Source organism: Rhodanobacter sp. UC4437_H4, from assembly GCF_052978425.1.
Map to the genome: position 1 here is coordinate 2878385 of NZ_CM129673.1, position 26237 is coordinate 2904621.

28 protein-coding genes are annotated in these 26237 nt (G+C 67.9%); 10 read left to right on the plus strand and 18 right to left on the minus strand.

From position 1 onward, the window contains the following. Nucleotides 1-5: 5 nt before the first annotated feature. Nucleotides 6-908 (plus strand): heme o synthase, encoded by a 903-nt coding sequence (cyoE, locus tag ACVCL3_RS13015; RefSeq protein WP_395121264.1) that lies wholly within the window; start codon nucleotides 6-8, stop codon nucleotides 906-908. Nucleotides 909-1008: 100 nt separating this feature from the next. Here the strand turns inward: cyoE and ACVCL3_RS13020 are convergent, their stop codons facing one another. Continuing rightward, complete coding sequence (locus ACVCL3_RS13020) at nucleotides 1009-1767, minus strand: 4'-phosphopantetheinyl transferase family protein (RefSeq protein WP_447099611.1); 759 nt, start codon at nucleotides 1765-1767, stop codon at nucleotides 1009-1011. 453 nt (nucleotides 1768-2220) lie between these two features. On the opposite strand from ACVCL3_RS13020, the gene ACVCL3_RS13025 reads away from it, so the two are divergent. Both ACVCL3_RS13025 and mgtA read left to right on the plus strand, forming a co-directional pair. Next, nucleotides 2221-2448: a hypothetical protein gene (locus ACVCL3_RS13025; RefSeq protein ID WP_395120344.1), complete on the plus strand. Its 228-nt coding sequence runs from the start codon at nucleotides 2221-2223 to the stop codon at nucleotides 2446-2448. A gap of 101 nt (nucleotides 2449-2549) precedes the next feature. Continuing rightward, nucleotides 2550-5189 (plus strand): magnesium-translocating P-type ATPase, encoded by a 2640-nt coding sequence (gene mgtA / locus ACVCL3_RS13030; protein ID WP_447099612.1) that lies wholly within the window; start codon nucleotides 2550-2552, stop codon nucleotides 5187-5189. A 56-nt stretch (nucleotides 5190-5245) separates the two neighbouring features. Here mgtA and ACVCL3_RS13035 read toward each other — a convergent pair whose 3' ends face one another. Continuing rightward, a complete protein-coding gene (locus ACVCL3_RS13035) occupies nucleotides 5246-5983 on the minus strand; it encodes a LytR/AlgR family response regulator transcription factor (RefSeq protein ID WP_447107234.1) in 738 nt (245 codons plus the stop codon). A 44-nt stretch (nucleotides 5984-6027) separates the two neighbouring features. Further along, nucleotides 6028-7032, minus strand: a complete 1005-nt coding sequence (locus ACVCL3_RS13040) for a sensor histidine kinase (RefSeq protein WP_447107235.1) — start codon at nucleotides 7030-7032, stop codon at nucleotides 6028-6030. Between the two features lie 273 nt (nucleotides 7033-7305). Between ACVCL3_RS13040 and ACVCL3_RS13045 the strand changes: the two genes are divergently transcribed. Continuing rightward, the gene (locus ACVCL3_RS13045) at nucleotides 7306-8025 is read left to right on the plus strand and encodes a hypothetical protein (RefSeq protein WP_447099615.1); all 720 of its coding nucleotides are present in this window, start codon (nucleotides 7306-7308) and stop codon (nucleotides 8023-8025) included. 127 nt (nucleotides 8026-8152) lie between these two features. Here ACVCL3_RS13045 and ACVCL3_RS13050 read toward each other — a convergent pair whose 3' ends face one another. The 6 genes from ACVCL3_RS13050 to rpsU form a co-directional block, all read right to left on the minus strand. Then, nucleotides 8153-9208: a bile acid:sodium symporter family protein gene (locus tag ACVCL3_RS13050; RefSeq protein ID WP_447099616.1), complete on the minus strand. Its 1056-nt coding sequence runs from the start codon at nucleotides 9206-9208 to the stop codon at nucleotides 8153-8155. Between the two features lie 119 nt (nucleotides 9209-9327). Then, nucleotides 9328-9948, minus strand: a complete 621-nt coding sequence (locus ACVCL3_RS13055; protein WP_447097959.1) for a DedA family protein — start codon at nucleotides 9946-9948, stop codon at nucleotides 9328-9330. A 130-nt stretch (nucleotides 9949-10078) separates the two neighbouring features. Then, nucleotides 10079-11815, minus strand: a complete 1737-nt coding sequence (dnaG, locus tag ACVCL3_RS13060) for a DNA primase (RefSeq protein WP_447097960.1) — start codon at nucleotides 11813-11815, stop codon at nucleotides 10079-10081. 98 nt (nucleotides 11816-11913) lie between these two features. Continuing rightward, on the minus strand, nucleotides 11914-12084 hold the full coding sequence (locus ACVCL3_RS13065) for a DUF1328 domain-containing protein (RefSeq protein ID WP_136257740.1): 171 nt from the start codon (nucleotides 12082-12084) through the stop codon (nucleotides 11914-11916). Nucleotides 12085-12167: 83 nt separating this feature from the next. Beyond that, nucleotides 12168-12614, minus strand: a complete 447-nt coding sequence (locus ACVCL3_RS13070; protein ID WP_395120336.1) for a GatB/YqeY domain-containing protein — start codon at nucleotides 12612-12614, stop codon at nucleotides 12168-12170. Nucleotides 12615-12785: 171 nt separating this feature from the next. Beyond that, nucleotides 12786-13001: a 30S ribosomal protein S21 gene (gene rpsU, locus ACVCL3_RS13075; RefSeq protein WP_007081639.1), complete on the minus strand. Its 216-nt coding sequence runs from the start codon at nucleotides 12999-13001 to the stop codon at nucleotides 12786-12788. Nucleotides 13002-13069: 68 nt separating this feature from the next. On the opposite strand from rpsU, the gene tsaD reads away from it, so the two are divergent. Further along, nucleotides 13070-14131 carry a tRNA (adenosine(37)-N6)-threonylcarbamoyltransferase complex transferase subunit TsaD gene (gene tsaD / locus ACVCL3_RS13080; RefSeq protein ID WP_447099617.1) on the plus strand — a complete coding sequence of 354 codons (1062 nt, stop codon included), beginning with the start codon at nucleotides 13070-13072 and terminating at the stop codon, nucleotides 14129-14131. Between the two features lie 91 nt (nucleotides 14132-14222). Here the strand turns inward: tsaD and ACVCL3_RS13085 are convergent, their stop codons facing one another. From ACVCL3_RS13085 to ACVCL3_RS13095, 3 genes are all read right to left on the minus strand, one after another. Beyond that, nucleotides 14223-14942, minus strand: a complete 720-nt coding sequence (locus ACVCL3_RS13085; RefSeq protein ID WP_447099618.1) for a pseudouridine synthase — start codon at nucleotides 14940-14942, stop codon at nucleotides 14223-14225. Between the two features lie 157 nt (nucleotides 14943-15099). Next, nucleotides 15100-15873 carry an ABC transporter permease gene (locus ACVCL3_RS13090; protein WP_395120333.1) on the minus strand — a complete coding sequence of 258 codons (774 nt, stop codon included), beginning with the start codon at nucleotides 15871-15873 and terminating at the stop codon, nucleotides 15100-15102. After that, a complete protein-coding gene (locus tag ACVCL3_RS13095; RefSeq protein ID WP_395120332.1) occupies nucleotides 15870-16832 on the minus strand; it encodes an ABC transporter ATP-binding protein in 963 nt (320 codons plus the stop codon). The genes ACVCL3_RS13090 and ACVCL3_RS13095 overlap by 4 nt, the downstream gene beginning before the upstream one ends. A gap of 91 nt (nucleotides 16833-16923) precedes the next feature. On the opposite strand from ACVCL3_RS13095, the gene ACVCL3_RS13100 reads away from it, so the two are divergent. Further along, on the plus strand, nucleotides 16924-17670 hold the full coding sequence (locus tag ACVCL3_RS13100) for a ferredoxin--NADP reductase (protein ID WP_447099619.1): 747 nt from the start codon (nucleotides 16924-16926) through the stop codon (nucleotides 17668-17670). Nucleotides 17671-17893: 223 nt separating this feature from the next. Beyond that, complete coding sequence (locus ACVCL3_RS13105; RefSeq protein ID WP_395120330.1) at nucleotides 17894-18256, plus strand: hypothetical protein; 363 nt, start codon at nucleotides 17894-17896, stop codon at nucleotides 18254-18256. A 40-nt stretch (nucleotides 18257-18296) separates the two neighbouring features. Here the strand turns inward: ACVCL3_RS13105 and ACVCL3_RS13110 are convergent, their stop codons facing one another. The 4 genes from ACVCL3_RS13110 to ACVCL3_RS13125 form a co-directional block, all read right to left on the minus strand. Further along, the gene (locus ACVCL3_RS13110) at nucleotides 18297-19298 is read right to left on the minus strand and encodes a fimbrial protein (protein WP_447097964.1); all 1002 of its coding nucleotides are present in this window, start codon (nucleotides 19296-19298) and stop codon (nucleotides 18297-18299) included. Then, a complete protein-coding gene (locus ACVCL3_RS13115; protein WP_447099620.1) occupies nucleotides 19295-22057 on the minus strand; it encodes a fimbria/pilus outer membrane usher protein in 2763 nt (920 codons plus the stop codon). Before ACVCL3_RS13115 ends, ACVCL3_RS13110 begins: the two co-directional genes overlap by 4 nt. Further along, on the minus strand, nucleotides 22054-22788 hold the full coding sequence (locus tag ACVCL3_RS13120) for a fimbrial biogenesis chaperone (RefSeq protein ID WP_447099621.1): 735 nt from the start codon (nucleotides 22786-22788) through the stop codon (nucleotides 22054-22056). Before ACVCL3_RS13120 ends, ACVCL3_RS13115 begins: the two co-directional genes overlap by 4 nt. A 95-nt stretch (nucleotides 22789-22883) precedes the next feature. After that, entirely contained in the window at nucleotides 22884-23408 is a 525-nt protein-coding gene (locus ACVCL3_RS13125) for a fimbrial protein (RefSeq protein WP_395120326.1), read from the minus strand. Nucleotides 23409-24067: 659 nt separating this feature from the next. On the opposite strand from ACVCL3_RS13125, the gene ACVCL3_RS13130 reads away from it, so the two are divergent. Beyond that, nucleotides 24068-24298, plus strand: coding sequence for a helix-turn-helix transcriptional regulator (locus ACVCL3_RS13130; protein ID WP_395120325.1), 231 nt, complete (start codon nucleotides 24068-24070; stop codon nucleotides 24296-24298). Here the strand turns inward: ACVCL3_RS13130 and ACVCL3_RS13135 are convergent. Together ACVCL3_RS13135 and folE are read right to left on the minus strand one after the other, a co-directional pair. Then, nucleotides 24295-24624: an EF-hand domain-containing protein gene (locus ACVCL3_RS13135; protein WP_395120324.1), complete on the minus strand. Its 330-nt coding sequence runs from the start codon at nucleotides 24622-24624 to the stop codon at nucleotides 24295-24297. The genes ACVCL3_RS13130 and ACVCL3_RS13135 overlap by 4 nt on opposite strands. 2 nt (nucleotides 24625-24626) lie before the next feature. Next, complete coding sequence (folE, locus tag ACVCL3_RS13140) at nucleotides 24627-25229, minus strand: GTP cyclohydrolase I FolE (protein ID WP_395120323.1); 603 nt, start codon at nucleotides 25227-25229, stop codon at nucleotides 24627-24629. A gap of 151 nt (nucleotides 25230-25380) precedes the next feature. On the opposite strand from folE, the gene ACVCL3_RS13145 reads away from it, so the two are divergent. Both ACVCL3_RS13145 and ACVCL3_RS13150 read left to right on the plus strand, forming a co-directional pair. Further along, nucleotides 25381-26025, plus strand: coding sequence for a hypothetical protein (locus tag ACVCL3_RS13145; RefSeq protein ID WP_447097969.1), 645 nt, complete (start codon nucleotides 25381-25383; stop codon nucleotides 26023-26025). Continuing rightward, nucleotides 26022-26234: a helix-turn-helix transcriptional regulator gene (locus tag ACVCL3_RS13150; RefSeq protein WP_395120321.1), complete on the plus strand. Its 213-nt coding sequence runs from the start codon at nucleotides 26022-26024 to the stop codon at nucleotides 26232-26234. Before ACVCL3_RS13145 ends, ACVCL3_RS13150 begins: the two co-directional genes overlap by 4 nt. Nucleotides 26235-26237: the final 3 nt, after the last annotated feature.

The following is a 26237-nucleotide window of genomic DNA, read 5'->3' on the forward strand; positions in this document are numbered from 1 at the left end:
GCGAGATGGAGTTGATCCGCGAATATCTGCAGCTGACCAAGCCGCGCGTCGTCGCCTTGCTGGTGTTCTGCGCCGTGATCGGCATGTTCCTCGCCGTGCCCGGCCTGCCGCCGTGGCGCGGGCTGGTGTTCGGCACGCTGGGCATCTGGATGGCGTCCGGTTCGGCGGCGGCGTTCAACCACCTGATCGACGAGCGGATCGACAAACTGATGGTGCGCACCGCCCGCCGCCCGCTGGCCACCGGCAAACTCACCGCGCACCAGGCGCTGGCGTTCGCGGTACTGCTGGGCATCGCCTCGATGCTGGTGCTGGCGCTGCTGGTCAACACGCTGACCGCACTGCTGACCTTCGGCGGATTGATCGGCTACGCGCTGGTCTACACCCGCTACCTGAAGCGCGCCACGCCGCAGAACATCGTGATCGGCGGCCTCGCCGGCGCGATCCCGCCGGTGCTGGGCTGGACCGCGGTCACCGGCGAGTTGCACGCATTCGCGCTGCAGCTGTGCCTGATCATCTTCGTGTGGACGCCGCCGCACTTCTGGGCGCTGGCGATTTTCCGCCGCGAGGATTACGCGCGCGCCGGCGTGCCGATGCTGCCGGTCACCCACGGCGTGGTCTACACCCGCTGGCAGGTGCTGTTCTACACCATCCTGCTGGTGCTGGTGACCCTGCTGCCGGCGATCACCGGCATGAGCGGGTTGCTCTACCTGGCTGGTGCGATCGTGCTCGACGCGGGCTTCCTCTACTACGCGATCCGCCTGCTCAACCCGCCCGACGAGCTGTACCCGATGAAAGTATTCAAGTACTCCATCGTGTACCTGATGGCCTTGTTCGCCTTCCTGCTGCTCGACCACTGGCTGGTCGACCCGCTGCTGCAGCATGGGGCGATGCTGCAGCAGATCGGTTGAACGGTGGCGCGGGCTGTGCGCGCGTCGTTGGGGGGCTTCGGCGGGGGATTTTCGGATGAGTTGTCGGCGGCGACGGAAGGCGAGCGCGGTGTCGCCGCCTTCACCAGACGAAGCTGGTCGCGACCGTGTCGGGGCGGAGCATCCTGAAGCAGACGGGGTGGCAGCTGCCTTCCGGCAGGTCGGGGCAGAGCGTTTCCGCCAGCGTCAGGGTCAGGCGGCGGGCATCTGTGTCCAAGGCGGAAACCCGCGCGGCGCTGAAATCGAAGTAGCGGCCCGCTGCCGCGTGCGCGCCCTTGAAAAGGCTCTCCTTGGCGGAGAACGCGATCGTGAGGAGCATGTCGTCGGACAAGTGACCGTGCTGCTTCTCCAGCAAGGCGAGTTCGCCCGGCGTGAAGGCGAGTTCCCGCACCGCGTCGCGGGCGGCGGCCTCGATGACCTCCTCGAAGTCGATGCCGATGCCCCTCACGGCCGACGCCTCGACGGCGATTGCGCCAGCGAGGTCGCGCGTGTGCGTGATGCTTCCCGTCACGCCCGCCTGCCACCGTGGTTCCCTCGATGATCCGATGCCAGGAATCGACGCAACGACGCCGAGGCGCTCGATCGCGTGGCGGGCCGCGATCCGGCCCGCCAGAAACTCGGCCTGCCGTTTGGGCACGGCCCTCTGCAGTGCAGCCGGAAGCGGCACGCCATGCTGCTCGAAGGCAGGCAGGGCGAACGCCGCGGAAGAGAACTCGATCACGAAGGCCGGGGGCACTCGTGGGTCATCATCGCCCACTTCCAGCCAGCGTGCGCTGCGCAGCAGCGCGTCGTGTCCGTCGCATTCGGGCGAGAGTCGGCTGGATCTGTCTTGCGCTGTCAAGAATGTCTCCCTGCGTCCATCGGCTCCCGACGCAATCGAGGCCGCGGACCATCTTTGGTGCCGCAAGCGGTGCCGGGAGTCGGGGGCAAGCATAGTGGGATCGGGCAGCGCGCGCCGTCGTGGCGTTCGTTTCCCGCGCCGGTGGCATGAAGGTTTTCTATCCATTTTCCGAGGTCACGCGCGGCCCGGCGATTGACAGTTTTGCACTGCGGCACGACAATGCGCGCGCCCTGCGGCGCGCTGCGCCGCACGGCTTCCAGTCCTGACAAACCAAGGCATATGGACGTTTACCCTAGTCGCAACGTCGACATCCGCTCGCTTCGGGTGCCGGCGCCGCACAACAACAAGTTGAACGCCTGCGGCGACCGCCTGCGGTCGGCTGGTGCTTTCCACTAGGGAAAGTCCGGCCCACTCCTGAGGACGCCGACGGCGTCGTTACCAGGAGATGAGCCGATGAAGCTCCTTCACGATTTCTTCCGCTGGCCGTTTGCCGGCGTCCGTGCCGTGGCGTCCCAGCCGGCGGCGTTGCCGCGTGATTTCAGCGTGACCGTGCCGGCCCCGTTGGCCGGGTCGGCGAGCCCTTCGCCGCAAACCCTGGAACCCTCGCGCAACGGACGACGCGAGCCGGCCTCGTTCCTGCGCTCGCCGCGTCGCCGGCGGCTGGGCCGCGCGCACCGATGATCCACCGCTGCGGACGCTGCCCCGGGCAGTCCGTCCGCGCCCTGCGCATTCGCTGACGCCACGCGCGTCTTTCCCGGCCACGCGTTACCCGGACGCACCCGATGAGCAAGCCATTCCCGACGCGCGGCCGCGGTGCCGCCGGTGCGCCGCCGCCCGCCCTTGCGGCCACGCTCGGGCATGCGTTTCGCAGCCCCGAGGCGCTGCTGGACGCGTTGCAGAGCAACCCCGGCGGGCTCGACGCCGTACAGATCCGCGCGTGCCTGCAGCGTGACGGCCTGAACGAGGTCTCGCGCGAGAAACCGCCGCACTGGTCGCTGCAGTTGCTGCGCGCGTTCCGCAACCCGTTCATCGTGGTGCTGCTGGTGCTCGCCGGCGTGCAGCTCGCCACCGACGGTAACGATCTCACCGGGCCGCTCATCATCGCGGTGATGGTGGGCATCAGCGTGTTGCTGAGTTTCACCCAGGAGTACCGCTCCTCGCGCGCCGCCGAGCAGCTCAAGGCGATGGTGCGCAACACCGCCACCGTGCGGCGCCGCGCCTCGGACGGCCACAGCGAGCAGATCGAGGTGCCGGTGCGCGAACTGGTGGTGGGCGACATCGTGCAGCTGGCCGCCGGCGACATGGTGCCGGCGGACCTGCGCCTGCTCGGCGCCAAGGACCTGTTCATCAGCCAGGCGATCCTCACCGGCGAGTCGGTGCCGGTGGAAAAGGCGGCGCCCGCGGCGACGGTGCCCGGCGTCGTCGACGACCCGCTGGAACTGGCCAGCGTCTGCTACATGGGCACCAACGTGGTCAGCGGCACGGCCAGCGCGGTGGTGCTGGCCACCGGGGCGCGCAGCTATCTCGGCTCGCTGGCGCACAGCATGGCCGGTGCGCGCGTGCAGACCAGTTTCGATCGCGGCATCCGCTCGGTGAGCTGGCTGCTGATCCGCTTCATGGCGGTGATGGTGCCGGTGGTGTTCGTGATCAACGGGCTGGACAAGCACGACTGGGGCGAGGCGTTCCTGTTCGCGCTGTCGATCGCGGTGGGGCTGACCCCGGAGATGCTGCCGCTGATCGTCACCGCCAACCTGTCCAAGGGCGCGCTGGCGATGTCGCGGCGCAAGGTGGTGGTCAAGCGGCTCAACGCGATCCAGAACTTCGGCGCGATGGACGTGCTGTGCACCGACAAGACCGGCACGTTGACGCTGGACCGGATCGTGCTGGAGCGCCATCTCGACCTCGACGGCGAAGCCTCCGACCAGGCGCTGGAATACGGCTACCTCAACAGCCGGTTCCAGACCGGCCTGAAGAACCTGCTCGACAAGGCGGTGCTGGCGCATCGCGACCTGGAGGCGGCGGCGACGCGCTATCGCGTGGTCGACGAGATCCCGTTCGACTTTCAGCGCCGGCGCATGTCGGTGGTGCTGGCCGACGGTGCGGGCGAGCACCTGCTGATCTGCAAGGGCGCGGTCGAGGAGATGTTGTCGATCTGTGCCTGGGCGCAGACCGGCGGCGTGATCGAGCCGATGACCGGGGAACGCCGCTGCGCGATCAAGGCGATGACGCACAGCCTCAACGAGGACGGCCTGCGCGTGCTGGTGGTGGCCGTGCGGCGACAACCGGCGCAGGCGCATGCCTATGGCGTGGCCGACGAGGAAGGACTGGTGGCGGTCGGCTGCCTGGCCTTCCTCGACCCGCCGAAGGACTCCGCCGCCACGGCGATCCGCGCGCTGCACCAGCACGGCGTGGCGGTAAAGGTGATCACCGGCGACAACGAGGCGGTGACCCGCAAGATCTGCCGCGAGGTCGGGCTCGACGTCGGCGAATCGGTGCAGGGCCGCGACATCGAATCGCTCGATGACGCTGCGCTCGATGCGCTGGTCGCGCGCGTCACCGTGTTCGCCAAGATGTCGCCGCTGCAGAAGGCGCGCGTGGTGCGCTCGCTGCAGCGGCTCGGCCACACGGTGGGCTTCCTCGGCGACGGCATCAACGACGCGCCGGCGCTGCACGATGCCGACGTCGGCATCTCGGTCGACACCGCCACCGACATCGCCAAGGAGTCGGCCGACATCATCCTGCTGGAGAAGAACCTGATGGTGCTGGAGGAGGGCGTGCTCGAAGGCCGCGTCACCTTCGGCAACATCATGAAGTACATCAAGATGACCGCCAGCTCGAACTTCGGCAACGTGTTCAGCGTGCTGGTAGCCAGTGCGTTCCTGCCGTTCCTGCCGATGCTGCCGTTGCAGATCCTGGTGCAGAACCTCTTGTACGACATCTCGCAGCTGTCGATCCCGTTCGATCGCATGGACGAGGAATACCTGAGCAAGCCGCGCAAGTGGGATGCCGGCGACATCGGCCGTTTCATGGCGTGGATCGGCCCGGTCAGTTCGATCTTCGACATCACCACGTTCTGGCTGATGTGGCACTACTTCGGCGCCAACTCGCCGGCGCACCAGTCGCTGTTCCAGTCCGGCTGGTTCATCGAGGGCCTGCTCTCGCAGACCCTGATCGTGCACATGATCCGCACCCGGCGCATCCCGTTCCTGCAGAGCGTGGCCTCCGCGCCGGTGCTCGGCTTGACCCTCGCGATCATCGTGCTCGGCATGCTGATCCCGTTCAGCACGCTCGGCGGCAAGATCGGCATGGTGCCGCTGCCACCGATGTACTTCGCCTGGCTGGCGCTGACCCTGGCCAGCTACTGCGTGCTGACCCAGCTGGTGAAGGTCATCTACATCCGCAGGTACGGGCGTTGGCTCTGATCGCCATCCGCGTCATCTGATTCCGCACACCGGGTGATTGCGCCGATCGGCGCGGGTCACATCTGGCGGAACAGGTGCAGATACGTGCGGCTCACGGGCAGCACCTCCGCGCGGCCCTTCAGGTGGATGTCCGCGGTCTCGTTTTCGCCACGCAAGACATGGCTGATCGCGCGGAGATTCACCACCACGGAACGGTGCACCTGCACGAAATGCGCAGCATCCAGTTGCGCCACCAGTTCCTTCAGCGGCGTCCGGATCAATCCCCCGGCTGTCTTGCCGTCGTCGCCGCGCCATGCAACCAGGGTGTACTTCTCGTCAGAGCGCAGGAAGTCGATCTGGTCGACCGAAACCAGGCGCAGCGCCTGCCCGACCGAAACGCGGATCCAGCGCAGCGGCGTCAGTGCCGCCTTCTTGCAAAGGTGCGCTTCCAGTTGCTCCAGAAGCGTGCGGGTGTCGGGTACCGGTTGCGCGGCGCGCAATCGTTCCTGCAGACGCGCCACCGTGTCGCTCAGGCGCGTCAATTCCACCGGCTTCACCAGGTAGTCAAGCGCACCCTGTTCGAAGCCCTGCACAGCGTACTGGTCGAACGCGGTGACGAAGACGAGATGTGCACGGCGATCGATGAAGCGCGCCACCTCCACGCCGGACAGGGCCGGCATATGCACATCGAGAAAGCAGATGTCGGGCCGCAGCGCCTCGAACTGCTCGACCGCCTCGCGGCCATTGCGCGCCTGGGCGACAACATGCAGTTCGGGCCAGGCCTGCGCAAGCAGCCGCATCAGCTGCTTGCGCAACAGTGGCTCGTCATCGGCGATCAATGCAGTGGGGCGCGAACTGCTCATGCCGGCCTCTCCCGCGCAGGAAACTCGAGTTCGGCGCAGACGCCCTTCGGTTCGAGCGGCAGCAACCGCAACTGCGTATCGCCGCCGAAAGCCAGCTGCAGGCGCTCGCGCAGGTTCGAAAGTCCGGTGCCCAGCCCATCGCCGGCCCGCCCCAGGCCGACGCCGGTGTCGATGACTTCAGCGCGGCAGCGCCCGTCCCTTACGCGCACGCGCACATCGATCCGGCCGCCTTCCTCGCTCGGGTCGATGCCATGCCGTACGGCGTTCTCGACCAGAGTCAGCAACGTCATCGCCGGAAGATGCGATGCCAGGGCCGCTTCATCGGCGTGCAGCGTGAACTGCAGGCGGTCGGGCATGCGCATGTGCATCACTTCCAGATACGCGCGCACCAGCTCGATTTCCTGTGCAAGTGTGGTCATCGGCTCGTGCAGGCGCGGGACCGCCGCACGCAGGTACGCGATCAGGCTGCCGAGCACCGCGGAGGCCTGCGGCGAGCCGGAATCGACCAGCTCGCGCACGTTGGCCAGCGTGTTGAACAGGAAATGCGGCTCGACCTGCGCCTGCAACAGCCGCAGACGGGTTTGCGCGGCATTGCGCTCGTACTCGCTGCGTTCCAGCTCGAAGGCCAGCGCCTGGCGCTGCGCGTGGCCGTTGATGTGCCGGTACAACGCCGTCATGGCGATCCATGGCGTCAGCAGGAGGCCCAGCCCGGTGATCATCGCGAAGCCGGACAGCCGGTCTGCATTGCGCGGCCAGGGCACTGCGTCGCCAAACGTGGTCAGCGAATAGGCGATCGCCACGGCGAACGGCACCGCAATCGCCACGCCTGCGACCTGCAGCACCCAGCGCGCCATCCAGCGCGGCAGGCGCCTGGGCCAGCGCTCGAACAGTCCGAAGACCATCAGCTGGAACAGGCCCAGGAACATCATGCGGACAAACAGCACGACCCACGGACCCTCCCAACTCGGCAGCAGGAGAACGCTCAGCACCAGGCTCGTCATCAGTACGAGCCGCACGCGTCGCCAGCCCAGCAGGCGGGGGTGCAGACCTCGTGGTTCTAGCGCGGGAGCCGTGGTCGCCATGGACCAACTATAAAGTAGGGTGCGGGCGGATTCGCACTGTGCGACCCGGCTGCGCAGCCCATCGCCGCCGTTCGTCCGCGACGATCGTCAGCCGACCCGCCCAGGCCGTCGTCCATCGCAAACGGCTCGCTTTCGCGCCTTCCCGCGGTCAACGTTTCGCTCGCGAAATCCGGCACGGGAGAGGGGTGGGACATGACGTGGCAGTTGATGGTGCATATCGTTGGCGGAGCCCTGGGTCTGTTGTCCGGAGCCGCGGCCATGATCGCGGCGAAGGGCAGTCTGCCCCATCGCATGGCGGGTCGCGTCCTCTTTGCCTCGATGCTGGTGATGGCGGTCATGGGTGGATATATCGCCGTCCTGGCGGGCGTGCGTGTCTCGGTATTGGCGGCGGCACTGACGGCCTATCTGGTCAGTTCGGGCCGGCTCGCCGCCCGGCGCGCCGACGGCGAGGCCGGCATCCTGGAATGGCTTGTACTGGCCGTCGGGGTTTCGGTTGCCGCCTATGGCCTGCATCTTGGCATCGAGGCCCGGAGCGGCCGCGCAGACGTGCTCGACGGCACGTTCGTCGTTCCCGCGGCGATCTACTTCGTGTTTTCCGGGATCGCCGCCTTCGGTGCCGTCAGCGATGCATGGACGCTCGCGCGTGGCGGCCTGAAACGCCGATCCCGAATCCTGCAGCACCTCTGGCGAATGTCCGTGGCGCTCTATATCGCGGCCAGCTCGTTTTTCACCGGGCAACAGGACCTCTTCCCGGAGACCTTGCAGGGCTCGTTCCTGCTCCAACTGCCGGAGCTTCTGGTGATCGGCCTGCTTGTCTTCTGGGCGCTGCGGGTCGCGCTGTCGAAGCGGTACCGCGCGCAGAGGCCTGCGAGGGTGGATCAGACAAAGGAAGTGAAATCGCCATCACTCTGAGGAAACGACGGATTCGTGCAACTTCGAAATTCGCCCGAAATGTGCAGGGGAGCGGAACTCGTCAGCCGCCGCTGTCGTCCCCTGCAGGGGCTGGTCGTCCATGCGGTCCTCGCGACTGCCCCAACCATCAGTCCGCCTCGCGATCATCCCCGACCATCGAATGCACGCCCCGCGCCGCGTAACGCCGCGCCACCACCGCGCACACCATCAACTGCAATTGATGGAAGACCATCAGCGGCAGCACCAGCGCGCCGAGGCCGCCGGCCTGGCCGGCGAAGAGGATCTTCGCCATCGGGATGCCGCTGGCCATGCTCTTCTTGGAGCCGCAGAACACGATGGTGATCTCGTCCTCGCGCGAAAAGCCCAGCCGGCGCGCGGCCCAGGTGACGGTCGGCATCACCACCGCCAGCAGCAGCGCGCAGGCGGCCAGGATGGCGAGCAGGGAAGACGGCGGCGTGTCGTGCCACAGGCCTTCGACCACCGCAGCGCTGAAGGCGGTGTAGACCACCAGCAGGATGGTGGCCTGGTCGGTGAAGCCAAGCAGCGGCTTGTGGCGGTCCACGAAAGTGCCGATCCAGCGTCGGGCGAAGTGGCCGAGCGCGAACGGCAGCAACAGCAGCAGCACGATGTCCAGTACGCCATGCCAGGAGACGCCGCTGCCGTGGCTTTCCAGCAGCAATCCCGCCAGCAACGGGGTCAGCACGATGCCGAGGAGGTTGGACGTCGACGCGCTGACCACCGCGGCCGGCACGTTGCCGCCGGCGATCGAGGTGAACGCGATCGACGATTGCACGGTCGACGGCAGCAGGCACACGAACAGCAGGCCCAGGCTCAGCTCTGGCGTCAGCACGGCGTCGCCGAGCGGGCGCAGCGCCAGGCCGAGCAACGGAAACAGCACGAAGGTGCTGGCCAGCACGGTCAGGTGCAACCGCCAGTGCGTCATGCCCTGCACGATCGCTTGGCGCGGCAGCTTGGCGCCGTGCAGGAAGAACAGCAGCGCGATGGCCGCATCGGTGACGAGGTCGAACACGCGCGCGACCTCGCCTTCGCAGGGCAGCAGCGAGGCCAGCAGCACCGTGCCGAGCAGGGCCAGCGTGAAGTTGTCGGGAACCGCGCGACGCCCAGGAGCGTGGGCGGTAGAAACTTTCGAGGCGAAAAAGTGGCTGCGTGAGAACAGATTCATGACGATTCGCTGGCCCATAGTGGTTCTATGGGCCAAGAAGCGGCGGGAATATGGACCACGCAGGCGCTTTTGCAGCCCGGAAGATTTCTACCGCCCACGCTCCTGACCATGCAGGCGGTTCAGTCCAGCGTGCAGCGGGCGCGGCGGCGGTGCCGCCACCAGGAGACCAGCAGCACTAGCAGCAGGATGCCCAGCAGCACCCACAGGCTGGCCTGGCCGCGATGCATCCACGTCAGCAACCACTGGTGGTTGTCCGCGCCGACGAAGCCCAGGTAGACCCAGAACGGCACGCTGATCAGCGCGGCGCTGCCGTCGAGCAGCAGGAAGCGCAGGAACGAGACCCGGTGGGTCATGCCGGCGGTGAGATAGATCGTGGTGCGCATGCCGGGCAGGAAGCGCGCGATGAACAGCACGCGGTTGCCGTAGCGGTGGAACTTCTCCTGCACCTTGGCGTAGCGCGCCGGGGTGAGGATGCGCGCCACGAAGCGCCATTGCAGGATGCGCGCGCCGTGGCGGTAGCCGAGCAGGAAGATCGCGCAGTCGCCCAGCAGCACGCCGAACATCGCCAGCGCGACCATCGCGTGCACGTTGGCATAGCCCAGACCGGCGATCACGCCGCCGGCAACCAGGGTGATGTCTTCCGGCAGCGGCAAGCCGGCGCCGCAGATCATCAGCGCGATGAAGACCGCCAGGTAGCCGTTCTCGGCAAAGATCGTGACCAGCTGCTGCAGCAGATCCATCAGTGTTTTCGTGCCTTCTGCCGCCGCGCTCCGGTCGCAGCCGTGCATGATCCCACAGCCGTGGCGCCCTTGCGGCGCGCCGGGACAGCATGCCGCACGGCGCGTGCGGCCTCCGGCAGCGCGGCGGCGTTCATGCCGGCGCCGTCGGCGGGGCCACGCGGGCGGCCAGCAGTTCGCGCAGCTCGGCCTTTTCGGCGCTGTCCAGCGCGCCTTCGCGGCTCTTGGCGGTGAGCGCGTCGCGGCGCTGGCGGACGGATTCTTCCTCCATCCGCCGCAGGGCGTCGAAGAACTCGGCGGCCTGCGCCTCCGCTTCGCCCACCACGGTGGCGGCCATCAGTTTCTGCAGCGCCGGGTATTCCGGCCGCTCGGCGAAATGCTCCACCAGCATCGCCGGGTTGATGCCGGGACGCGCGCGCGCCAGGTCGAGCAGTTCGGCCAGGAGCTCCACGCCGGGCTTGTCCAGGCGCAGGAAGCGGTAGGGTTTCTCCACCCGGTCGGCCATCCCCGGCTGAGTCAGCAGCAGCGAGATGGCGCTGCGCACCAGGCTGCGCTGCACCGCCATCGGACGCTGCACCGCGCGATGGGCGGCGGGGTCGGCCTGCAGCATCGCGCGGGCGCCGCTGCGTTTTTCCAGCTCCTGCGCCATCAGGTCGCGGAAGGCGCCGTCAGGCAGCTTCGCGATCAGCGGCCGCGCGCGCTCGGCGAGCCGCGCGCGCCCGTCGAGGCTGGCCATGTCGACATCGCGCGACAGCTCGTTGAAGAAATAGTCCGACAGCGGCATCGCTTCCTTGATGCGCCGTTCGAAGCCGGCCTTGCCTTCCTTGCGCACCAGCGAATCGGGGTCCTCGCCGTCGGGCAGAAACAGGAAATACGCCTGGCGGCCGTCGCGCAGCCGCGGCAGCGCGGATTCCAGCGCCTTCCACGCCGCGGCGCGGCCGGCGCGGTCGCCATCGAAGCAGAACACCACGTCGGGCGCGGCGCGGAACAGCAATTCGGTGTGCTCGGGCGTGGTCGCCGTGCCCAGCGTGGCCACCGCGATCGGCAGGCCGGCCTGGTGCAGCGCGATCACGTCCATGTAGCCCTCGACCACCACGATGCGGGTCAGGTTCGTGTTGGCCTGCTTCACCTGCCACAGCGCGAACAGCTCGCGGCCCTTGTGGAACAGCGTGGTCTCCGGCGAATTGAGGTACTTGGGGGATTGCTCCGAGCTGAGCACCCTCCCGCCGAAGGCGATCACGCGCCCGCGCCGGTCGAGGATCGGGAACATCAGCCGTTCGCGGAAGCGGTCGTACTTGCTGCCGCGTTCGCCGGTGGAAACCATGCCGGCCTCCTCGAGCAGTTCCATGCGGCGCGGGCTGCTGCCCAGCGCCTTGCTCACGCCGTCGTAGCCGGCCGGCGCCCAGCCGAGGCGGAAGCGCGCGATGGTATCGGCGTCAAGGCCACGCTTCGTGCAATACGCCTTCGCCTCGACGCTGCCCGGCAGCTGCTGCTGGTACCAGCTGGCGCTGGCGTCGAGCAGGGCGTAGAGATCGGTCTTGTCCTCGCGCGGGCGCTCGTCGCGGCCGCCTTCGCGCGGTACGGTGAGGCCCACGGACTGCGCCAGTTCCTCCACCGCGTCGGGGAACTCCAGCCGGTCGTAGTCCATCAGGAACTTGATCGCGCTGCCGTGCACGCCGCAGCCGAAGCAGTGGAAGAACTGCTTGGCCGGGCTGACGTAGAACGACGGCGTGCGCTCGTTGTGGAACGGGCAGCAGGCGGTCCACTCGCGGCCGGCCTTCTTCAACGGCACGCGCCGCTCGATCACGTCGACGATGTCGACGCGGGCGAGCAGTTCATCGATGAAGCTGTCGGGGATCAGGCCGCGCATAGACCGCCTAGTCTAGTCGGTCGCCGCCGGGGAGGCGCACTGGCGCCGACCGGTGGCATACCGCGAGGCGACCTGGCGCCGGCGCGTGGTCGGGCCGGCTAGAACAGGCTGATCACGCCGACCAGGGCCAGCACCGCGAGCAGGAACAGGATCACGAAGCACGCGAACAGCACCTTGGCGATGGTCGCGGTGGCGCCGGATACGCCGCCGAAGCCGAGCCAGCCGGTGATCAGCGAAATGATGGCGAAGATGATGGCCCACTTCAGCATGCGGTCCTCCGGAAGGCGATGGGGTTTCCGGAGGTTGTAGCGGGATCGGCGTGAAGGCGGCGCATCGCCGACCGGGCGGCGCGTCAGCCGGCCAGGCGGGCCTTGATGCGTGCGGACACCACGCCCATGTCGGCGCGGCCGGCGGCCTTGTCCTTCACCGCGGCCACCACCTTGCCCATGTCCCGCGGCGAGCTGGCGCCGGTGTCGGCGATCGCGGCGGCGATCAGCGCGTCGATCTCGGCTTCGCCCAGCTTGGCGGGCAGGTAGGTTTCGATGACGGCCATCTCGGCGCGCTCCACCTCGGCCAGGTCTTCGCGCTGGGCAGCGACGTACTGGCTGACCGAGTCCTTGCGCTGCTTCATCATCTTTTCCAGTACGGCGAGCACCTGGCCATCGTCCAGCTCGATGCGCTCATCCACCTCGCGCTGCTTGATCGCCGCGAGCATCAGCCGGATCACGCCCAGCCGCGGCTTGTCGCCGCCGCGCATGGCGGTCTTCATGTCCTCGGTGAGCTGCTGCTTGAGCGTCATGGCGATGCCTCGTTGGGTGGAATCCGGATTCGTCGGAAACGGCAAAGCCGGCGTTGTCCCTGGGAACAACGCCGGCCATGGCCTATCCGGATGCTTGCGGCGGCAGCGAGAACCCGCGCCTGCCGCATGACTGTTGCCGCTCGACCCGCCGACGCGCGGCGGGGAGGGCGCTCAGTACAGGCGGACCTTGCGCGAAACGTCGCGCGAGAGGCGACGCAGGTGGCGCTTGACGGCGGCAGCGCGCTTGCGCTTGCGCTCCTGGGTCGGCTTCTCGTAGAACTCGCGCTTGCGCGTCTCGGCCAGCACGCCGGCCTTCTCGCAGGTACGCTTGAAACGACGCAGTGCGATCTCGAACGGCTCGTTCTCGCGAACTTTTACGTTGGGCATGGAAACTCCAGGTGGTAATCTGCCCGCCTGTGCGGGACAGTGGAAAGTGGTGAGCCGCGAATTATACCGTGGATAACAAAGATTTTTCAAAGCCGGCCCACCGGCCGGTGCTGGGCATCGAGAGCTCCTGCGACGAGACCGGCGTAGCCATCCTGCGCTGGCAGCCGGATGCCCCGGGGGCGGGCCTGCTGGCCCATACCCTGTACAGCCAGATCAAGTTGCACGCCGATTACGGCGGCGTGGTGCCCGAGCTGGCCAGCCGCGACCACGTGCGCAAGCTGCTGCCGCTGATCCGCGAGGCGCTGGCGCAGGCCGGACTGGGCGTGCGCGACCTCGGCGGGGTGGCCTACACGGCCGGTCCCGGCCTGGTCGGCGCGCTGCTGGTGGGGGCGTCGGTGGGCCGCGCGCTGGCCTGGGCGCTGGACGTGCCGGCCGTCGCCGTCCACCACATGGAAGGCCACCTGCTGGCCCCGCTGCTGGAGCAGGACCCGCCGCAGCCGCCGTTCGTGGCCTTGCTGGTGTCCGGCGGCCATTCGCTGCTGGTCGAGGTCAAGGCGATCGGCCAGTACACCATCTTGGGCGACACCCTGGACGACGCCGCCGGCGAGGCCTTCGACAAGACCGCCAAGCTGATGGGCCTGCCCTACCCGGGCGGACCGGCGCTGGCGAAACTGGCCGAACAGGGCCGGCCGGGGGTGTTCCGCTTCTCGCGGCCGATGACCGACCGGCCCGGGCTGGATTTCAGCTTCTCCGGCCTGAAGACCCAGGTGCTGCTGGCCTGGCAGAAATCGGACCAGAGCGAGCAGACCCGCGCCGACGTGGCCCGCGCCTTCGAGGAGGCGATCGTGGAGACGCTGCTGATCAAGTGCCGCCGCGCACTGGAGGCCACCGGCACCCGCCGGCTGGTGATCGCCGGCGGGGTGGGCGCCAACCGCAGGCTGCGTGCGGATCTGGCGGCGGCAGGCGAGAAGGACGGCTTCCGCACGTACTTCCCCCGCCTGCAGTTCTGCACCGACAACGGCGCGATGATCGCCCTGGCCGGCGCGATCCGGCTGGCCAGCGGCCAGCAGCAGGACGAAACCGTGCAGGTGCGCCCGCGCTGGGACCTGCAGACGCTGCCGGCTGCCTGAGCTGCCGTAGGGCGGGCACCGCCCGCCGCTCCTGGTCTTGGTACGTCGAAAAGCCGGCGGGCAGTGCCCGCCCTACAAAGCGGTTACGCGCTCACCATTGCGTGCGCCCGGGCAGCAAGCCCTTCAGCTCCGCGTCGGTGAGGTTGCGCCACTGGCCGGGTTTCAGGTGGGCCAGCTTCACGTTGTCGATGCGCACGCGGCGCAATTGGGTCACGCGATAGCCGAACGCCGCCGCCATCAGGCGGATCTGCCGGTTCAGGCCCTGGGTCAGCACGATGGCGAAGCCGAACTTCGCGATCCGGCGCACGCGGCAGCGCTGGGTCAGCTGACCGTGGATGCGCACGCCCTTGCTCATGCCGGCGATGAACTCGTCGGTGACCGCCTTGTTCACGCCGACCAGGTATTCCTTCTCGTGGTGGTTTTCCGCGCGCAGGATCTCGTTGACGATGTCGCCATTGCTGGTGAGCAGGATCAACCCTTCGGAATCCTTGTCCAGCCGGCCGATCGGGAAGATCCGCTGCGGGTGGTCGACGAAATCCACGATGTTGCCGGCCACGCTCTGGTCGGTGGTGCAGGTGATGCCGACCGGCTTGTTCAGCGCGATGTAGACCGCCTTCTTCGCCGCCGGCGTGGCGGCCAGCCCGCGCGCCCGGACGATCTCGCCATCCACGCGCACCTCGTCGCCGTCCAGTGCCTTGGCGCCGGTGCCGACCACCTCGCCGTTGATGCTGACGCGCCCGGCGAGCAGCCACTCGTCGGCTTCGCGGCGCGAACACAGGCCGGCTTCGCTGATGTACTTGTTTACGCGCATAAGGCCGGGAATCGGGAATGGGGAATCGGGAATCGGGAATCGGTGAGGTTGGGTGAGGTCGCTCTGATCGGATTTCGTATGGTTTTCGGGCATTGGGCGAGGCGCGTGGCTCACGTTCTGCAGCTTTTACCTATTCTCGATTCCCTATTCCCGATTCTCAGCTCCTCAGCCCCACGCCGCGCCTGAGCAGTTGCAGCGCCGCGATCGACAGCCCGGCGATGAACCCCAGCATCACCGCGAAGGCCCAGCCCACCGATACGTCGCTGATGCCGAGCACGCCGTAGCGGAACGCGTTGACCATGTACAGGATCGGATTGGCGTGGGAAATGGCGCGCCACGGCTCGCCCAGCATGTTGATCGAGTAGAACACACCGCCCAGGTAGGTCAGCGGCGTGATCACGAAGGTGGGCACCAGGGCGATGTCGTCGAACTTGCTGGCGAACACCGCGTTGATGAACCCGGCCAGAGCGAAGATCACCGCACCCAGCAGCACCGCGGCCAGCGCGGTCAGCGGGTGCGCCACGTGCAGCGACGTGAAGAACAGCGCGACCACCAGCACCAGCGCGCCGACCACCAGGGCGCGTGCGACCGCGCCGATCACGTAACCGCAGAGGATCGCCCAGTTGGCCATCGGGGCCACCAGCATCTCCTCCACCGAGCGCTGGAACTTCGCGCCGTAGAACGAGCTGGAGATGTTCATGTAGCTGTTGTTGATAATCGACATCATCACCAGGCCGGGCACGATGTATTGCATGTACGGGAAGCCGTCGACCGTGCCGATGCGGCTGCCGATCAGCTTGCCGAAGATGATGAAGTACAGCGTCATCGTGATGACGGGCGGGATCAGCGTCTGGGTCCAGATGCGCAGGATGCGCACGATTTCGCGCCGCGCGACGGTGTACAGCGCGACCAGGTTGGTGGAACTGCTCATGCCGCCTTCTCCCGCTCCGGGGTGCGGCCTTGTTCGACCAGCCGCACGAACAGTTCCTCCAGCCGATTGGTCTTGGTGCGCATCGAATGCACCGTGATGCCGTGGTGGGTGAGTGCGCTGAACAGCGTGTTGAGATCCTGCTTGCGGGCCATCTCGGCCTCCAGGGTGCGCTCGTCGATGCGGCGCAGAGCGATGCCGGCCACGGTCGGCAGCTCGCCCGGCGGTTCGGCCAGGTCGAGCACGAAAGTCTCCACGTCCAGCGTCGCCAGCAGGCGCTTCATGCTGGTGTTCTCGATGATGGTGCCGTGGTCGATGATCGCGATGTTGCGGCACAGCGACTCGGCTTCCTCCAGGTAATGCGTGGTCAGGATCACCGTGGTGCCGGCCGCGTTGATGGCGCTGACGAAGTGCCACATCGAACGGCGGATCTCGATGTCCACGCCGGCGGTGGGCTCGTCCAGGATCAGCAGCTTGGGCTCGTTCATCATCGCGCGGGCGATCATCAGGCGGCGCTTCATGCCGCCGGACATCTCGCGCGCCTGGTGGAACGCCTTGTCCCACAGGCGCAGCTCCTTGAGGTATTTCTCGGCGCGTTCGGCGGCGGGCTTGCGCGGGATACCGTAGAAGCCAGCCTCGTTGACGCAGATGTCGAACGGCTTCTCGAACTGGTTGAAGTTGATCTCCTGCGGCACCAGCCCGATCAGCTGCATCGCCGCACTGCGCTCGCGCATGACCGAACGGCCGAACACCAATGCATCGCCGCTGCTGGCGTTGACCAGCGAGGAGAGGATGCCGATCAGGGTCGACTTGCCCGCGCCATTGGGGCCGAGCAGGGCGAAAAAGTCGCCCTGCTGCACGGTGAGGCTGACGCCCTTGAGCGCTTCCACGCCGTTGCGGTAGACCTTGCGCAGGTTGTCGACGACCAGCGCGGGGGGCGAATCGTTTTGGGTGAAGGACATGGGCTGCGCCAAGGGGGACAAGCCGCTTATTATACGGGGCTGACCATCACCGTCCGGGCCCGCCCGACGCACACACTGTTTCGGGAAAACCATGGCCGAATCCTTCCAGCTCCGTCTCGTCGACGCCCGCATGCTCGCACCGACGGTGCGCCACCTGGTGTTCGAGCGTGTCGACGGGCAACCGCTGGCGTTCCAGCCGGGCCAGTTCCTGCAGGTGCATTTCCACTACGACGACGGCACGCCGACCAAGCGCAGTTATTCGGTGGGCAGCGTGGGCGACGGCTCCTCGCCCGTGCCGCACATCGAGATCGCGGTGAGCTACGTCGAAGGCGGCGCCGCGACGAAGCTGCTCGGCGAGCTGCCGGTCGGCGGCGTGATCGACGCCAGTGGCCCGTACGGCCGCTTCTGCCTGCAGGAGGCCGACACCCGCCCGCGCTACCTGCTGCTGGCCACCGGCACCGGGGTCACCCCGTACCGCGCGATGCTGCCGCAGATCGAGAAACTGCTGGCGGGCGGCAATCGCGAAGTGGTGCTGCTGTACGGCGCCCGCAACGAAACCGAACTGCTCTACGGCGAGGAGTTCGAGGCGTTCGCGCAGCGCCACCCCGGCTTCCTGTTCCACGGCTGCCTCAGCCGCGAGGCCCGCGCCGTGCCGCGCCCCGGCGATCGCGCCGGCCACGTGCAGCACGTGCTGGCCGAACTCGGGCCCAGCGCCGAACGCGACATCGCCTACCTCTGCGGCAACCCCAACATGGTCGATGCCGCCTACGCCGCCCTGCAGGAGTTCGGCCTGCCGGTGAAACAGATCCGCCGCGAGAAGTACATCTCCTCGCGCTGACGTCGCCGACCTTCCCGGTTCACGCCTCTTCCACGCGCGCATCACGCGCGGGGCGGTATGCAGGCGGACATGGAAGCGGCATGGCGTTCTTGCCCGGCTGAAACGTGACACACATCACAGTTTGCGATGCGCGCCGGCTCCGCCGCTAAAGCCCGCACAAGCGCTGCCGAAAAGCCACTTGAGTCGCCCCGTCACAGGCGGGTTTGCGCAAGAGGTGCAGGGCATGAGGAGTTCGTGGAGCAGCAACGTGGTCGGAGGCGCATGGATGGCGCTGGCTCTGCTGGGCGCCTTCTCGGTGGCCAAGGCCGCCAGTGGGCGCATCTCGTTTTCCGGCGCGGTGGTCGAACCGACCTGTACCGTGCCGGCCCACTACCTTGCCGCCAGCATCGCCGCCCCGGCCGTCGACGCCCGCGCGCCGCTGCGACTCGCCTGCGGCCAGACCGCGACCGATCCAGGGCGGCCGTATTCGCGCGTGGTGCTGGATCTGGATGCGACGCGTGTCGCCGGCGATCGCCTGCTGACCTATTTCACCCGCAATCAGCATGGCGCAACCGCCGCGAAGCTTGTCGTGCACACCTACGAGTGAGGAGGGGTCGGGCCCGCCATCCGGCGTTGTCGCGCGTCCTTCAGGGGTAGGTCAACGTATAGGTGGCTGTCGCCGTGACCGACCCCGATGCAAGCGCTCCCGTGGTCCGGTAGTAGCGTGCGACCAGCGGGATTTGCGACGCACCACTGGCCGCGTTGAAGGTGACGGCCGTGCCCAGCGCGACCGGATTGCCGCTGGTTCCCGGCGCGCCGTTCCAGACGATCTGGATACCGACTCCCGTTGCCGTCCCGCTGTTCGACAACACGCCGTTGGGTCGGTTGACCGGGTTGGTCGAGTCCAGCGTGATCGCCAGCTTGGCGTTTGCCGAGCAGGTCAGCGGGATCGCGAAAGGCTTGTCACCCGTGGTCACGCCGGTCCCGCCGGCGAGAGCGCTGGTGGTGACCGTCGGCAGCGGCACGGTCAGGCTTGACGGCACGCTGCAGGCCGGGGCCACGAAAGTCAGCGATCCGGCCAGCACGATGGATGCGTCGACAATGTTGTTGCTGACGGTGCCGGCCTGAAAGTCGGCGAGCGCGCCGGACACCACCGTGCCGTCGGCGATATTGCCGGTCTTCACCAGCTCGACCGTGACGGGGTCCGCTTCAGTCCAGGTGGAGCTGCCGTCCAGGCTCTGGAACGGCCAGGGGCCGATGAGTCCGGGGTAACTGCCCGAAGTCTGGGTGATCCGGAAGCTGATGCCGGTGGTGCCGATCGGGAACAGGTATTGCCCGGCAGCGGGAGTCGCGCCGGCACGGTTCGTCAGGCCCCAGTAGTTCTGGTTGCCGTTGCACTTGAAACTCACCGGTTGGCTGATTCCGGTCAGGCCGGAGGTGTAGAGCGTGGCGCCCACCGGGATGCCGGGATCGTTGACGATGGTCGCCGGGACGCCAACGGAATACGTGCCTGTTGAGTCGCCACGGCTGAAGGAGCAGCCGGCATGCGCGACGGGCGTTGCTGCCAGCAGGGTGCAAGCCAGCAGCAGGAGCCACCGGTTCGGCAATCGGAATGCCCGCGGGATGGAGGTGATGGGACCGTTGCTCATGGGCGGGCCTCTGCAAGCTTTGCTCGAAGGTCGGGTGCGACGCAGGTGGCCTCGATCCGCCGGATTCCCGCAGCCGTGCCGTTCGACTTTGCGAGGTCATAGGGGAGGGTGCACGACTGCGATGCGCCATCATCCGTTTGCCAGTTCACCCGCAGCGAGCCGCTGTCGTTCGGCAATCGCGCCATGATCTGCCCGGCCTGGCCGACCACGCCCACCAGCGTGCCGCGCGCGTCATCCACTTCGGCACCGAACGGCAGCGTGTTGCCGTCGGCCAGGCGGGTCTGGATCAGCACGAAGCGGCCGCTTTCGCTCTTGAACTTGATCAGCACCACCGCGCCGGCGCGCGGCGCGATCTGCGCGCTGGTGTTGTCCAACTGCACGTCCAGCGACAGGCCGGTGGGGTCGATGTCGATGCGGTTGAGCTGGTACGGGGTGAGGTACGGGATCAGCGCATAGCCGTTGTGCCCGATCCTCACGCCCGCGGCGTTGATGACCCGCGCGCCGGCGGCGTCCCGTGCCTCGACGAGGCCCACGGTGTCGCCCAGCGGCTGGCCGAAGGTGACGCCGCCGGGATGCGCGACGATGCCGCCGGCCAGGTTGAACGAGGCCTGCGAATAGCCGCTGCCCGCGCCGACGCCGACGTTGACCTGCACGTGGCTGCCGCGATAGCCGGCGTTGACGCTGCCGCTGGTGCCCACCGAGCCGCTGTCGCGACCGTTGTCGTGGGTGGCGGTGACGCCGTAGTTGAACTGGTCGTTGCTGCCGGCGGTGCCGCTGACGGTGGCCTGCTCCTGCGTGGCGTCGCTGCCGGTGCGGCTCAGCGCGCCGGTGAGGATCGGCGCATGCGCGCCGTTGCCCAGCGGGATCGTGAGGTTGAGCATGAAGCGGTTTTCGCTGCGCCCGAACAGGTTGCGCTCGCGGCTGGCCGAGACGTTGTAGTTCAGCCGGCCCACCGAGTTGTTGTAGCCGACCTGGAATTGGGTGTCGGTGCCACCGCGGTTCCAGTAGTCGCGCGCCGAACCGGTGACGTACAGCGAGCCGCCGGTCGCGCCCAGGCGCTGGCTGAGGTTGATGCTGAAATTGTTGCGCTGGCGATCGACGCCCACGGTGTCCAGCGCGCCGGTGTAGTTGATGCCGGCCAGCGCCGCCTGCTGCTGCGGGGTGAGCAGGCCGGCCACCGGCACGCCGTTGATCAGGATCGGCCGGGCCGGGCCGCTGGCGAACACCGGCAGGCCGCGTTGCGCGTAGTCGCGCGCGCGCGCCGCATCGCGCAAAGTCAGGTAGCCGCTGGTGGAATAGCGATAGGCCGCCACCGACAGCGAGGTGCCGGTGGGCGCCATGATCTTGCTGTAGCTCAGCCGTACGCTCTGGCCGGACATGGTGTCGAGGCCGGGGATGCGCGTGCGCGCGCCGGTGATGTCCATCGCGAACGCGCCGTAGCGGGTGTTGAGCGCGCTGCCCAGCAGCATGGCGCCGTAACCTTCCGAGCCCACCACGCCGGCATAGCCGGTGAGCAGGTTGGTGAAGCCGTGCTGCAGGGTGGCCTGCACCACGTTCGGCTCGTCCTCGATGGTCTGCTCGCGCATCTGCCCCGCCGCGATGCTGAAGCGGTTGACGCCGGGGCGCAGCAGCTGCGGCACCGAGGCGTAGGGCACCGAGAAGCTGTGCACGCGGCCGCTGGCTTCGGTCACGCTGACTTCGAGATCGCCGCCGTAGCCGGTCGCATAGAGGTCGTCGATCACGAACGGGCCGGGCGCGACCGTGGTCTGGTAGATCAGCATGCCGTTCTGGCGCACCACCACCTTGGCGTTGCTGTCGGCCACGCCGCGCACGGTGGGTGCGTAGCCGCGCAGCGACTGCGGTTGCATGCGGTCGTCGGTGGCGATCTGCACGCCGCGCAGGCCGAAGCTGTCGAAGATCTCCCCGCTGGTCCAGGAGTCGCCCACGGTCAGCTGCGCGCGCAGTGCGGTCAGGTCGCGTTGGGCGTAGGTGGCGATGTTCTGCCAGTGGTGCGAGGAACCAGCGCCGGCCGTGCCCGATTGCCAGTCCAGCGTCGAGTCGTGGCGGACCCGCCAGGCGCCGAGGTTGATGCCGGCATCCAGGCCCAGGTAGGTCGAGGTCTGGTGCAGGCCGCCGGCGCCGGTGCGGTAGCTGTTCAAGTTGTAGTTGAGCAGGCCCGCGGTCACGCCCTCATCCCAGTATTGCGGGTCGACATAACCGCGCGCCACGCGGCCCAGGAACGCCTGCGGCACGCTGGCGTCCAGTCGCAGGTCGCCGAGGTCGAAGCCGAGGCTGGCGCCCGGGATCACGCGCGTGATGTCGACGCAGGCGGCAGGGTCGGCCATTTCCGCAAGCAGCGCGTCGGAGAGATCGGCCGGGTGCAGGCCCAGGGTGTCCAGCAGCGCCGGGGTCACGCAGGGCGTGGCGCTGGCGTCGGGCGAGGGCGCGGCCAGGCGCACGTCGCGGCGGCCGACCGGCGCGTCGTTGAGGTAGATGTCGACGCTGTAGTTTCCGGCAGGCACGAAATTGCCGCGTTCGAAGCGCGACAGGTCGGTGGTGTTCTGGCCCGCGCCGGCGAGCATGCTGCGGTCGAAGTTGGCATCCGCCGCGTCGGCCGCGGCGCCGGCGTCGGCGTTGGCCGCGGCAGCGTGGGCGGCACCGGCGGCGGTGGCCAGCGCCAGCAGGATCGACAACGCCAGCCGACGGCTGGCGACTGCGCGCGCGCAGGGCGTCGATGCGCGGGCGCGTGCGCGCTTCACGGCGTGATCGTGCCCTGGTTGGCGTCGGCGGCGCCGAAGTCGTTGATCGTGGTGAACGCGACGGCGGTGCCGGCGGCAGGGGCCGGTGCGCCTTCGGCAAGCGGCAGGCGCAAGGTCGACAGCGGCGCGACCATGCCCGCGTCGGTCGCCAACGCCGCCTTGCCGGCACTCAGCGACACCTTGCTGAACGTGACGTGGTAAGGCGTCGGGTTGTGCGCCACCAGCGCATGGCCGTCGCTGGCCACCGACCAGGTGATCTGCGAGGCGGCGGTCAGCGGGTTGCCGACCAGGCCGGCCGGGCGGAAGAACAGCTTCAGCCGCGACCGCACGGCGAACTGCAAGGTGTTCTGCGTCTCGCCATTGACGGTGCCGGGTTTGGGCGGGATCTCGAGCACGTTCAGCCAGAACAGCGACTCGCGATCCGTCGGCAGCGGCTGGCCGGTGTAGACGATGCGCAGGCTCTGGCCCTTGCCGGCGTTCATGCGGAACAGCGGCGGCGTGATCAGGAACGGCACGCGCGCGGTATCGGGGGTGGAATCGGGATTGCCGGCGTCGATCCAGGCTTCGACCAGGGCTGGTTGCTGGCCGTTGTTGTTCAGGCGCACGGTGACTTCGCCACTGGCGGCCGGGAACACCACGCGGGTGCCGCCGATCACGACGCTGGCGTCGGCCGCGCCACTGACAGCCGTCAGGGCGATCAGCATGGCGCCAAGGGCGAGCAGGTTCTTCATCGGAGGATTCCCGGGACGGTGGAGCGGTAGTGGCGGCTGGCAAAAAAACGGCGCGCTGCAGCCGCCATGGCGACTGCGGCGCGCCGATGTCGCGCTTACTGGTAGCTCAGGGTGAAGTTGACGGTCGAGGCGACCAGGCCGGCGGTGGCCGCGGCGCTGGCGGCGACGTAGCGGGCGTTCATGGCCACGCTGCCGCTGCCGCTGGTGACGTTGATCACCGGAGCATTGGCGCCGCTGGATGCGTTGATCAGGGAGGCGCCATTGAGCAACTGGATCTGCACGTTGGAGCCGCCGACGACGGTGTTCTTCAGGTTGCCGGTGCCGGCGTCGATGTTGCTGCCGCTGAAGCTCATCGCGGCGGTGGTGGTGTTGGTGTCGCAGCCGGTCAGCGCAACGGTAAACGGCGTGGTGCCGGCGGTGGCGCCCACGGTGCCCAGGCTGGCGGTCATCACGGTGGGCAGCGCCACGGTGGCGCCGCCATTGACGGCGACGGTGCAGGTGTCGGACAGAACCTTGCCGGAGATGGTGATGGTGCCGGTGTTGGCTGCCTGGGCGGTCGGCGCGAAGGCGGTGGCGGCGATCACGGCGACCAGTGCGGTGGAAAGCAGAGTCTTGTTCATGGTGTTCCTCGTTGGATGGATGGTTTCGGGATCTCGGCATCGCCGCACGAGGAAAGGCCCGTTGGCGGCAAGGCATCTGGTAAACCGGCGGGTTCTGGCTAAATTCATTCCCCCCGGATGAAATGCAGACCACGATCTACCGTGGCTTGCGGTGGCTAAAGCAACCGGCATGCCAATCATCCTGATCGTCCGGATTCCCCCTCGCCGCCACGACCTGCCATGTGGTTTTTCTGCCGTGGGGCAAAAAATTGGCAGCGTTTGTCGGCGTTCCCCTACAGATTGCGTCACATAAAGTGCGAACTGCGTCACAAATTGTACTGATATATGAAGCTTGAGCAACCGCACCTCGTCTGATTGCTTAGCTTTGGTCAAGTAAACTTGACACTACTGGGCCGGCCCGATAGCTTCGCGGCGGGAAGATTGCCCGCGCGTCCGGAGCCCGCCGTGAACCCCTTTCGCCAGCGGCGAATCCCTCTCTCGCCGTTGCGCCCGCGGCTGCGAACAGCCCGTAAACCGGTCACGCCGGCATCCGCCTTGCCTTTTCTCGCGGTTGATCCGACGGCCCGCTTCGTCGTGAGCAGGCGCCTCGCCTCTTTGCGAAAAATGCCGGGCAACAAGCCCGCCCCGCAGCAGGGCCGATCGACATCGGAGTCCCGCCGATGAACAACTGCCTGCGCGAGTTGCGCGGCGAACAGGCATGGTCGCAGGCCGAGCTGGCCGAGCGCCTGGCCGTGTCGCGGCAAACGGTGAACGCGATCGAGACCGGCAAGTACGATCCCGGCCTGCCGCTGGCGTTCCGGATTGCGCGCCTGTTCGGGCGGCCGATCGAGTCGATCTTCCTGCCTGGCGTGGATGTCGCCGGGCAGGGTCGGGGGCGCCGGCCGACCTAGCGCGGCGGCGCGGTCAACTCGCGCGCATCCAGGCTGCCGTCATGGTTGCGGTCCAGCCGATGGAACTGGCGGCGCAGGTTGTCCTGGAATGCCGGGAGCGAAATCGGCTCGCCGCGGCGGCCCGGCAACTCGTCGGTTTCCAGCACGCCGTCGCCGTTGGCATCCATCTGCGCGAAGCCGCGGCTCATGTACTGGACGTATTCGGCGACGCTGACCTTGCCGTCGCCGTCGCGATCGAAGAACCCCAGGTAGGCGACGCGTGAATCCTGCGCGTGCGCAAGGGCTGCCAGCCACAGCAGCGGCACGGCGCACCAGCAGGGGCGCATGTTCAGCGGGCGCTGCCGTGGATGCCGATGAACTGCAGGAACTCGTTGCGCGTGCGCACATCGTCGCGGAAGCTGCCCAGCATCTGGCTGGTCACCATCGACACGCCGCGCTTGTGCACGCCGCGGGTGGTCATGCACTGGTGGCTGGCGTCGATCACCACCGCCACGCCGCTGGGCTGCAGGGTTTCCTGGATGCAATGGGCGATCTGCGCGGTCAGTTTCTCCTGCACCTGCAGGCGGCGTGCGAAGCCGTCGACCACGCGGGCCAGCTTGCTGATGCCGACCACGCGGTTGGTCGGCATGTAGCCGACGTGGGCGCGGCCGATGATCGGCGCCAGGTGGTGCTCGCAATGGCTCTCGAACTGGATGTCGCGCAGCACCACCATCTGGTCGTAGCCGGCCACTTCCTCGAAGGTGCGCCGCAGGAACTCCGCCGGGTCCGATTCGTAGCCCGAGAACCAGTCCCGGTAGGCCTTGGTCACCCGCTTGGGCGTGTCCAGCAGGCCCTCCCGCGTGGGGTCGTCGCCGGCCCAGCGCAGCAGGATACGCACCGCGTCCTCGGCCTGCTGCTGACTGACTTCCTGGGAATGATGCTCTTCGTTCATGCGGGGGCCTCGGGATGGCTGATTTGCCAGTTTAACGTTCCCACCCTGATGACGTCTGTGTCGCCGGGGTTCCCGCGCGGGGAGGCCATTGTCCGCCTGACAAGACATGATGTAATGTATAGCGTACATAACATCCGATGGAGATGACACCATGTCGCGCAACCTGCGCTACTTCGTCCTGGTTCCGCTGTCCGTGGCGGCGTTCTACGTGCTGTTCGTGCTGCCCGACGTGGATCTGGGCTGGCCCGGCGGGCTGGCCGTGCTTGGTGGCGCCTGGCTGGTCTGGTACCTGCTCTGGGCCACGCTCCAGGAATCCGCCGCGATGGCGGCCCGGGACGAGTCGGCGGCACCGGTGTCGCCGGGCGAGCAGCGGGCCTGGATCGGCCTGGTCTTCACCGCGGCCATCGGCGCCTACTACCTCCTGCGCGGTTCGCAGATGGTGGCTGCGGATGGGTCGATGGCGCCGGAGGCCTCGGCGATCGGCCGGCACATCGGCATGCTGGTGGTCGGCTGGCTGGTGGTGATGCAGTTGCTGCGGCATCGCTGGCGCGACACGGTGGAACAGGACGAGCGCGATCGCCAGATCGAGGCGCGCGCCTGCGGTTGGGCGCGGGTCGGCTTGTCGGTGTTCGTGATCGGCCTGGCCGTGATGTTCGCGTTCTCGCCGCTGGAACGCCTCGCCTGGGCCCGGCCGATGGCGGTCGCCAACGTGCTGATCGTCGGCCTGATGGCGTCGTGCCTGCTGGAATACCTGGCTACCGGCATGGCCTACTGGCACGACCGGCGCAGCGCATGAGCGGCACGCCGATCGACAACAGCATCCGCAAGCTGCGCTTCGAGCATGGCGAAATGACCCAGCAGGCGCTGGCCGATGCCTGCGGGATCACGCGGCAGACGGTGATCGCGCTGGAAGGCGGCAAATACGCGCCGTCGCTGGAGCTGGCCTTCCGTATTGCCCATGCGTTCGGCGTGGGGGTGGAGGACGTGTTCCGCTGGCGACGCTGAGGT

Coding starts and splice junctions, on each gene's coding strand:
- cyoE (WP_395121264.1), top strand. CDS start 6: ATGGAGTTGATCCGCGAATATCTGCAGCTGACCAAGCCGCGCGTCGTC.
- ACVCL3_RS13025 (WP_395120344.1), top strand. CDS start 2,221: ATGAAGCTCCTTCACGATTTCTTCCGCTGGCCGTTTGCCGGCGTCCGT.
- mgtA (WP_447099612.1), top strand. CDS start 2,550: ATGAGCAAGCCATTCCCGACGCGCGGCCGCGGTGCCGCCGGTGCGCCG.
- ACVCL3_RS13040 (WP_447107235.1), bottom strand. CDS start 7,032: ATGACGAGCCTGGTGCTGAGCGTTCTCCTGCTGCCGAGTTGGGAGGGT.
- ACVCL3_RS13045 (WP_447099615.1), top strand. CDS start 7,306: ATGACGTGGCAGTTGATGGTGCATATCGTTGGCGGAGCCCTGGGTCTG.
- ACVCL3_RS13050 (WP_447099616.1), bottom strand. CDS start 9,208: ATGAATCTGTTCTCACGCAGCCACTTTTTCGCCTCGAAAGTTTCTACC.
- ACVCL3_RS13055 (WP_447097959.1), bottom strand. CDS start 9,948: ATGGATCTGCTGCAGCAGCTGGTCACGATCTTTGCCGAGAACGGCTAC.
- dnaG (WP_447097960.1), bottom strand. CDS start 11,815: ATGCGCGGCCTGATCCCCGACAGCTTCATCGATGAACTGCTCGCCCGC.
- ACVCL3_RS13065 (WP_136257740.1), bottom strand. CDS start 12,084: ATGCTGAAGTGGGCCATCATCTTCGCCATCATTTCGCTGATCACCGGC.
- ACVCL3_RS13070 (WP_395120336.1), bottom strand. CDS start 12,614: ATGACGCTCAAGCAGCAGCTCACCGAGGACATGAAGACCGCCATGCGC.
- rpsU (WP_007081639.1), bottom strand. CDS start 13,001: ATGCCCAACGTAAAAGTTCGCGAGAACGAGCCGTTCGAGATCGCACTG.
- ACVCL3_RS13085 (WP_447099618.1), bottom strand. CDS start 14,942: ATGCGCGTAAACAAGTACATCAGCGAAGCCGGCCTGTGTTCGCGCCGC.
- ACVCL3_RS13090 (WP_395120333.1), bottom strand. CDS start 15,873: ATGAGCAGTTCCACCAACCTGGTCGCGCTGTACACCGTCGCGCGGCGC.
- ACVCL3_RS13095 (WP_395120332.1), bottom strand. CDS start 16,832: ATGTCCTTCACCCAAAACGATTCGCCCCCCGCGCTGGTCGTCGACAAC.
- ACVCL3_RS13100 (WP_447099619.1), top strand. CDS start 16,924: ATGGCCGAATCCTTCCAGCTCCGTCTCGTCGACGCCCGCATGCTCGCA.
- ACVCL3_RS13105 (WP_395120330.1), top strand. CDS start 17,894: ATGAGGAGTTCGTGGAGCAGCAACGTGGTCGGAGGCGCATGGATGGCG.
- ACVCL3_RS13110 (WP_447097964.1), bottom strand. CDS start 19,298: ATGAGCAACGGTCCCATCACCTCCATCCCGCGGGCATTCCGATTGCCG.
- ACVCL3_RS13120 (WP_447099621.1), bottom strand. CDS start 22,788: ATGAAGAACCTGCTCGCCCTTGGCGCCATGCTGATCGCCCTGACGGCT.
- ACVCL3_RS13125 (WP_395120326.1), bottom strand. CDS start 23,408: ATGAACAAGACTCTGCTTTCCACCGCACTGGTCGCCGTGATCGCCGCC.
- ACVCL3_RS13130 (WP_395120325.1), top strand. CDS start 24,068: ATGAACAACTGCCTGCGCGAGTTGCGCGGCGAACAGGCATGGTCGCAG.
- ACVCL3_RS13135 (WP_395120324.1), bottom strand. CDS start 24,624: ATGCGCCCCTGCTGGTGCGCCGTGCCGCTGCTGTGGCTGGCAGCCCTT.
- folE (WP_395120323.1), bottom strand. CDS start 25,229: ATGAACGAAGAGCATCATTCCCAGGAAGTCAGTCAGCAGCAGGCCGAG.
- ACVCL3_RS13145 (WP_447097969.1), top strand. CDS start 25,381: ATGTCGCGCAACCTGCGCTACTTCGTCCTGGTTCCGCTGTCCGTGGCG.
- ACVCL3_RS13150 (WP_395120321.1), top strand. CDS start 26,022: ATGAGCGGCACGCCGATCGACAACAGCATCCGCAAGCTGCGCTTCGAG.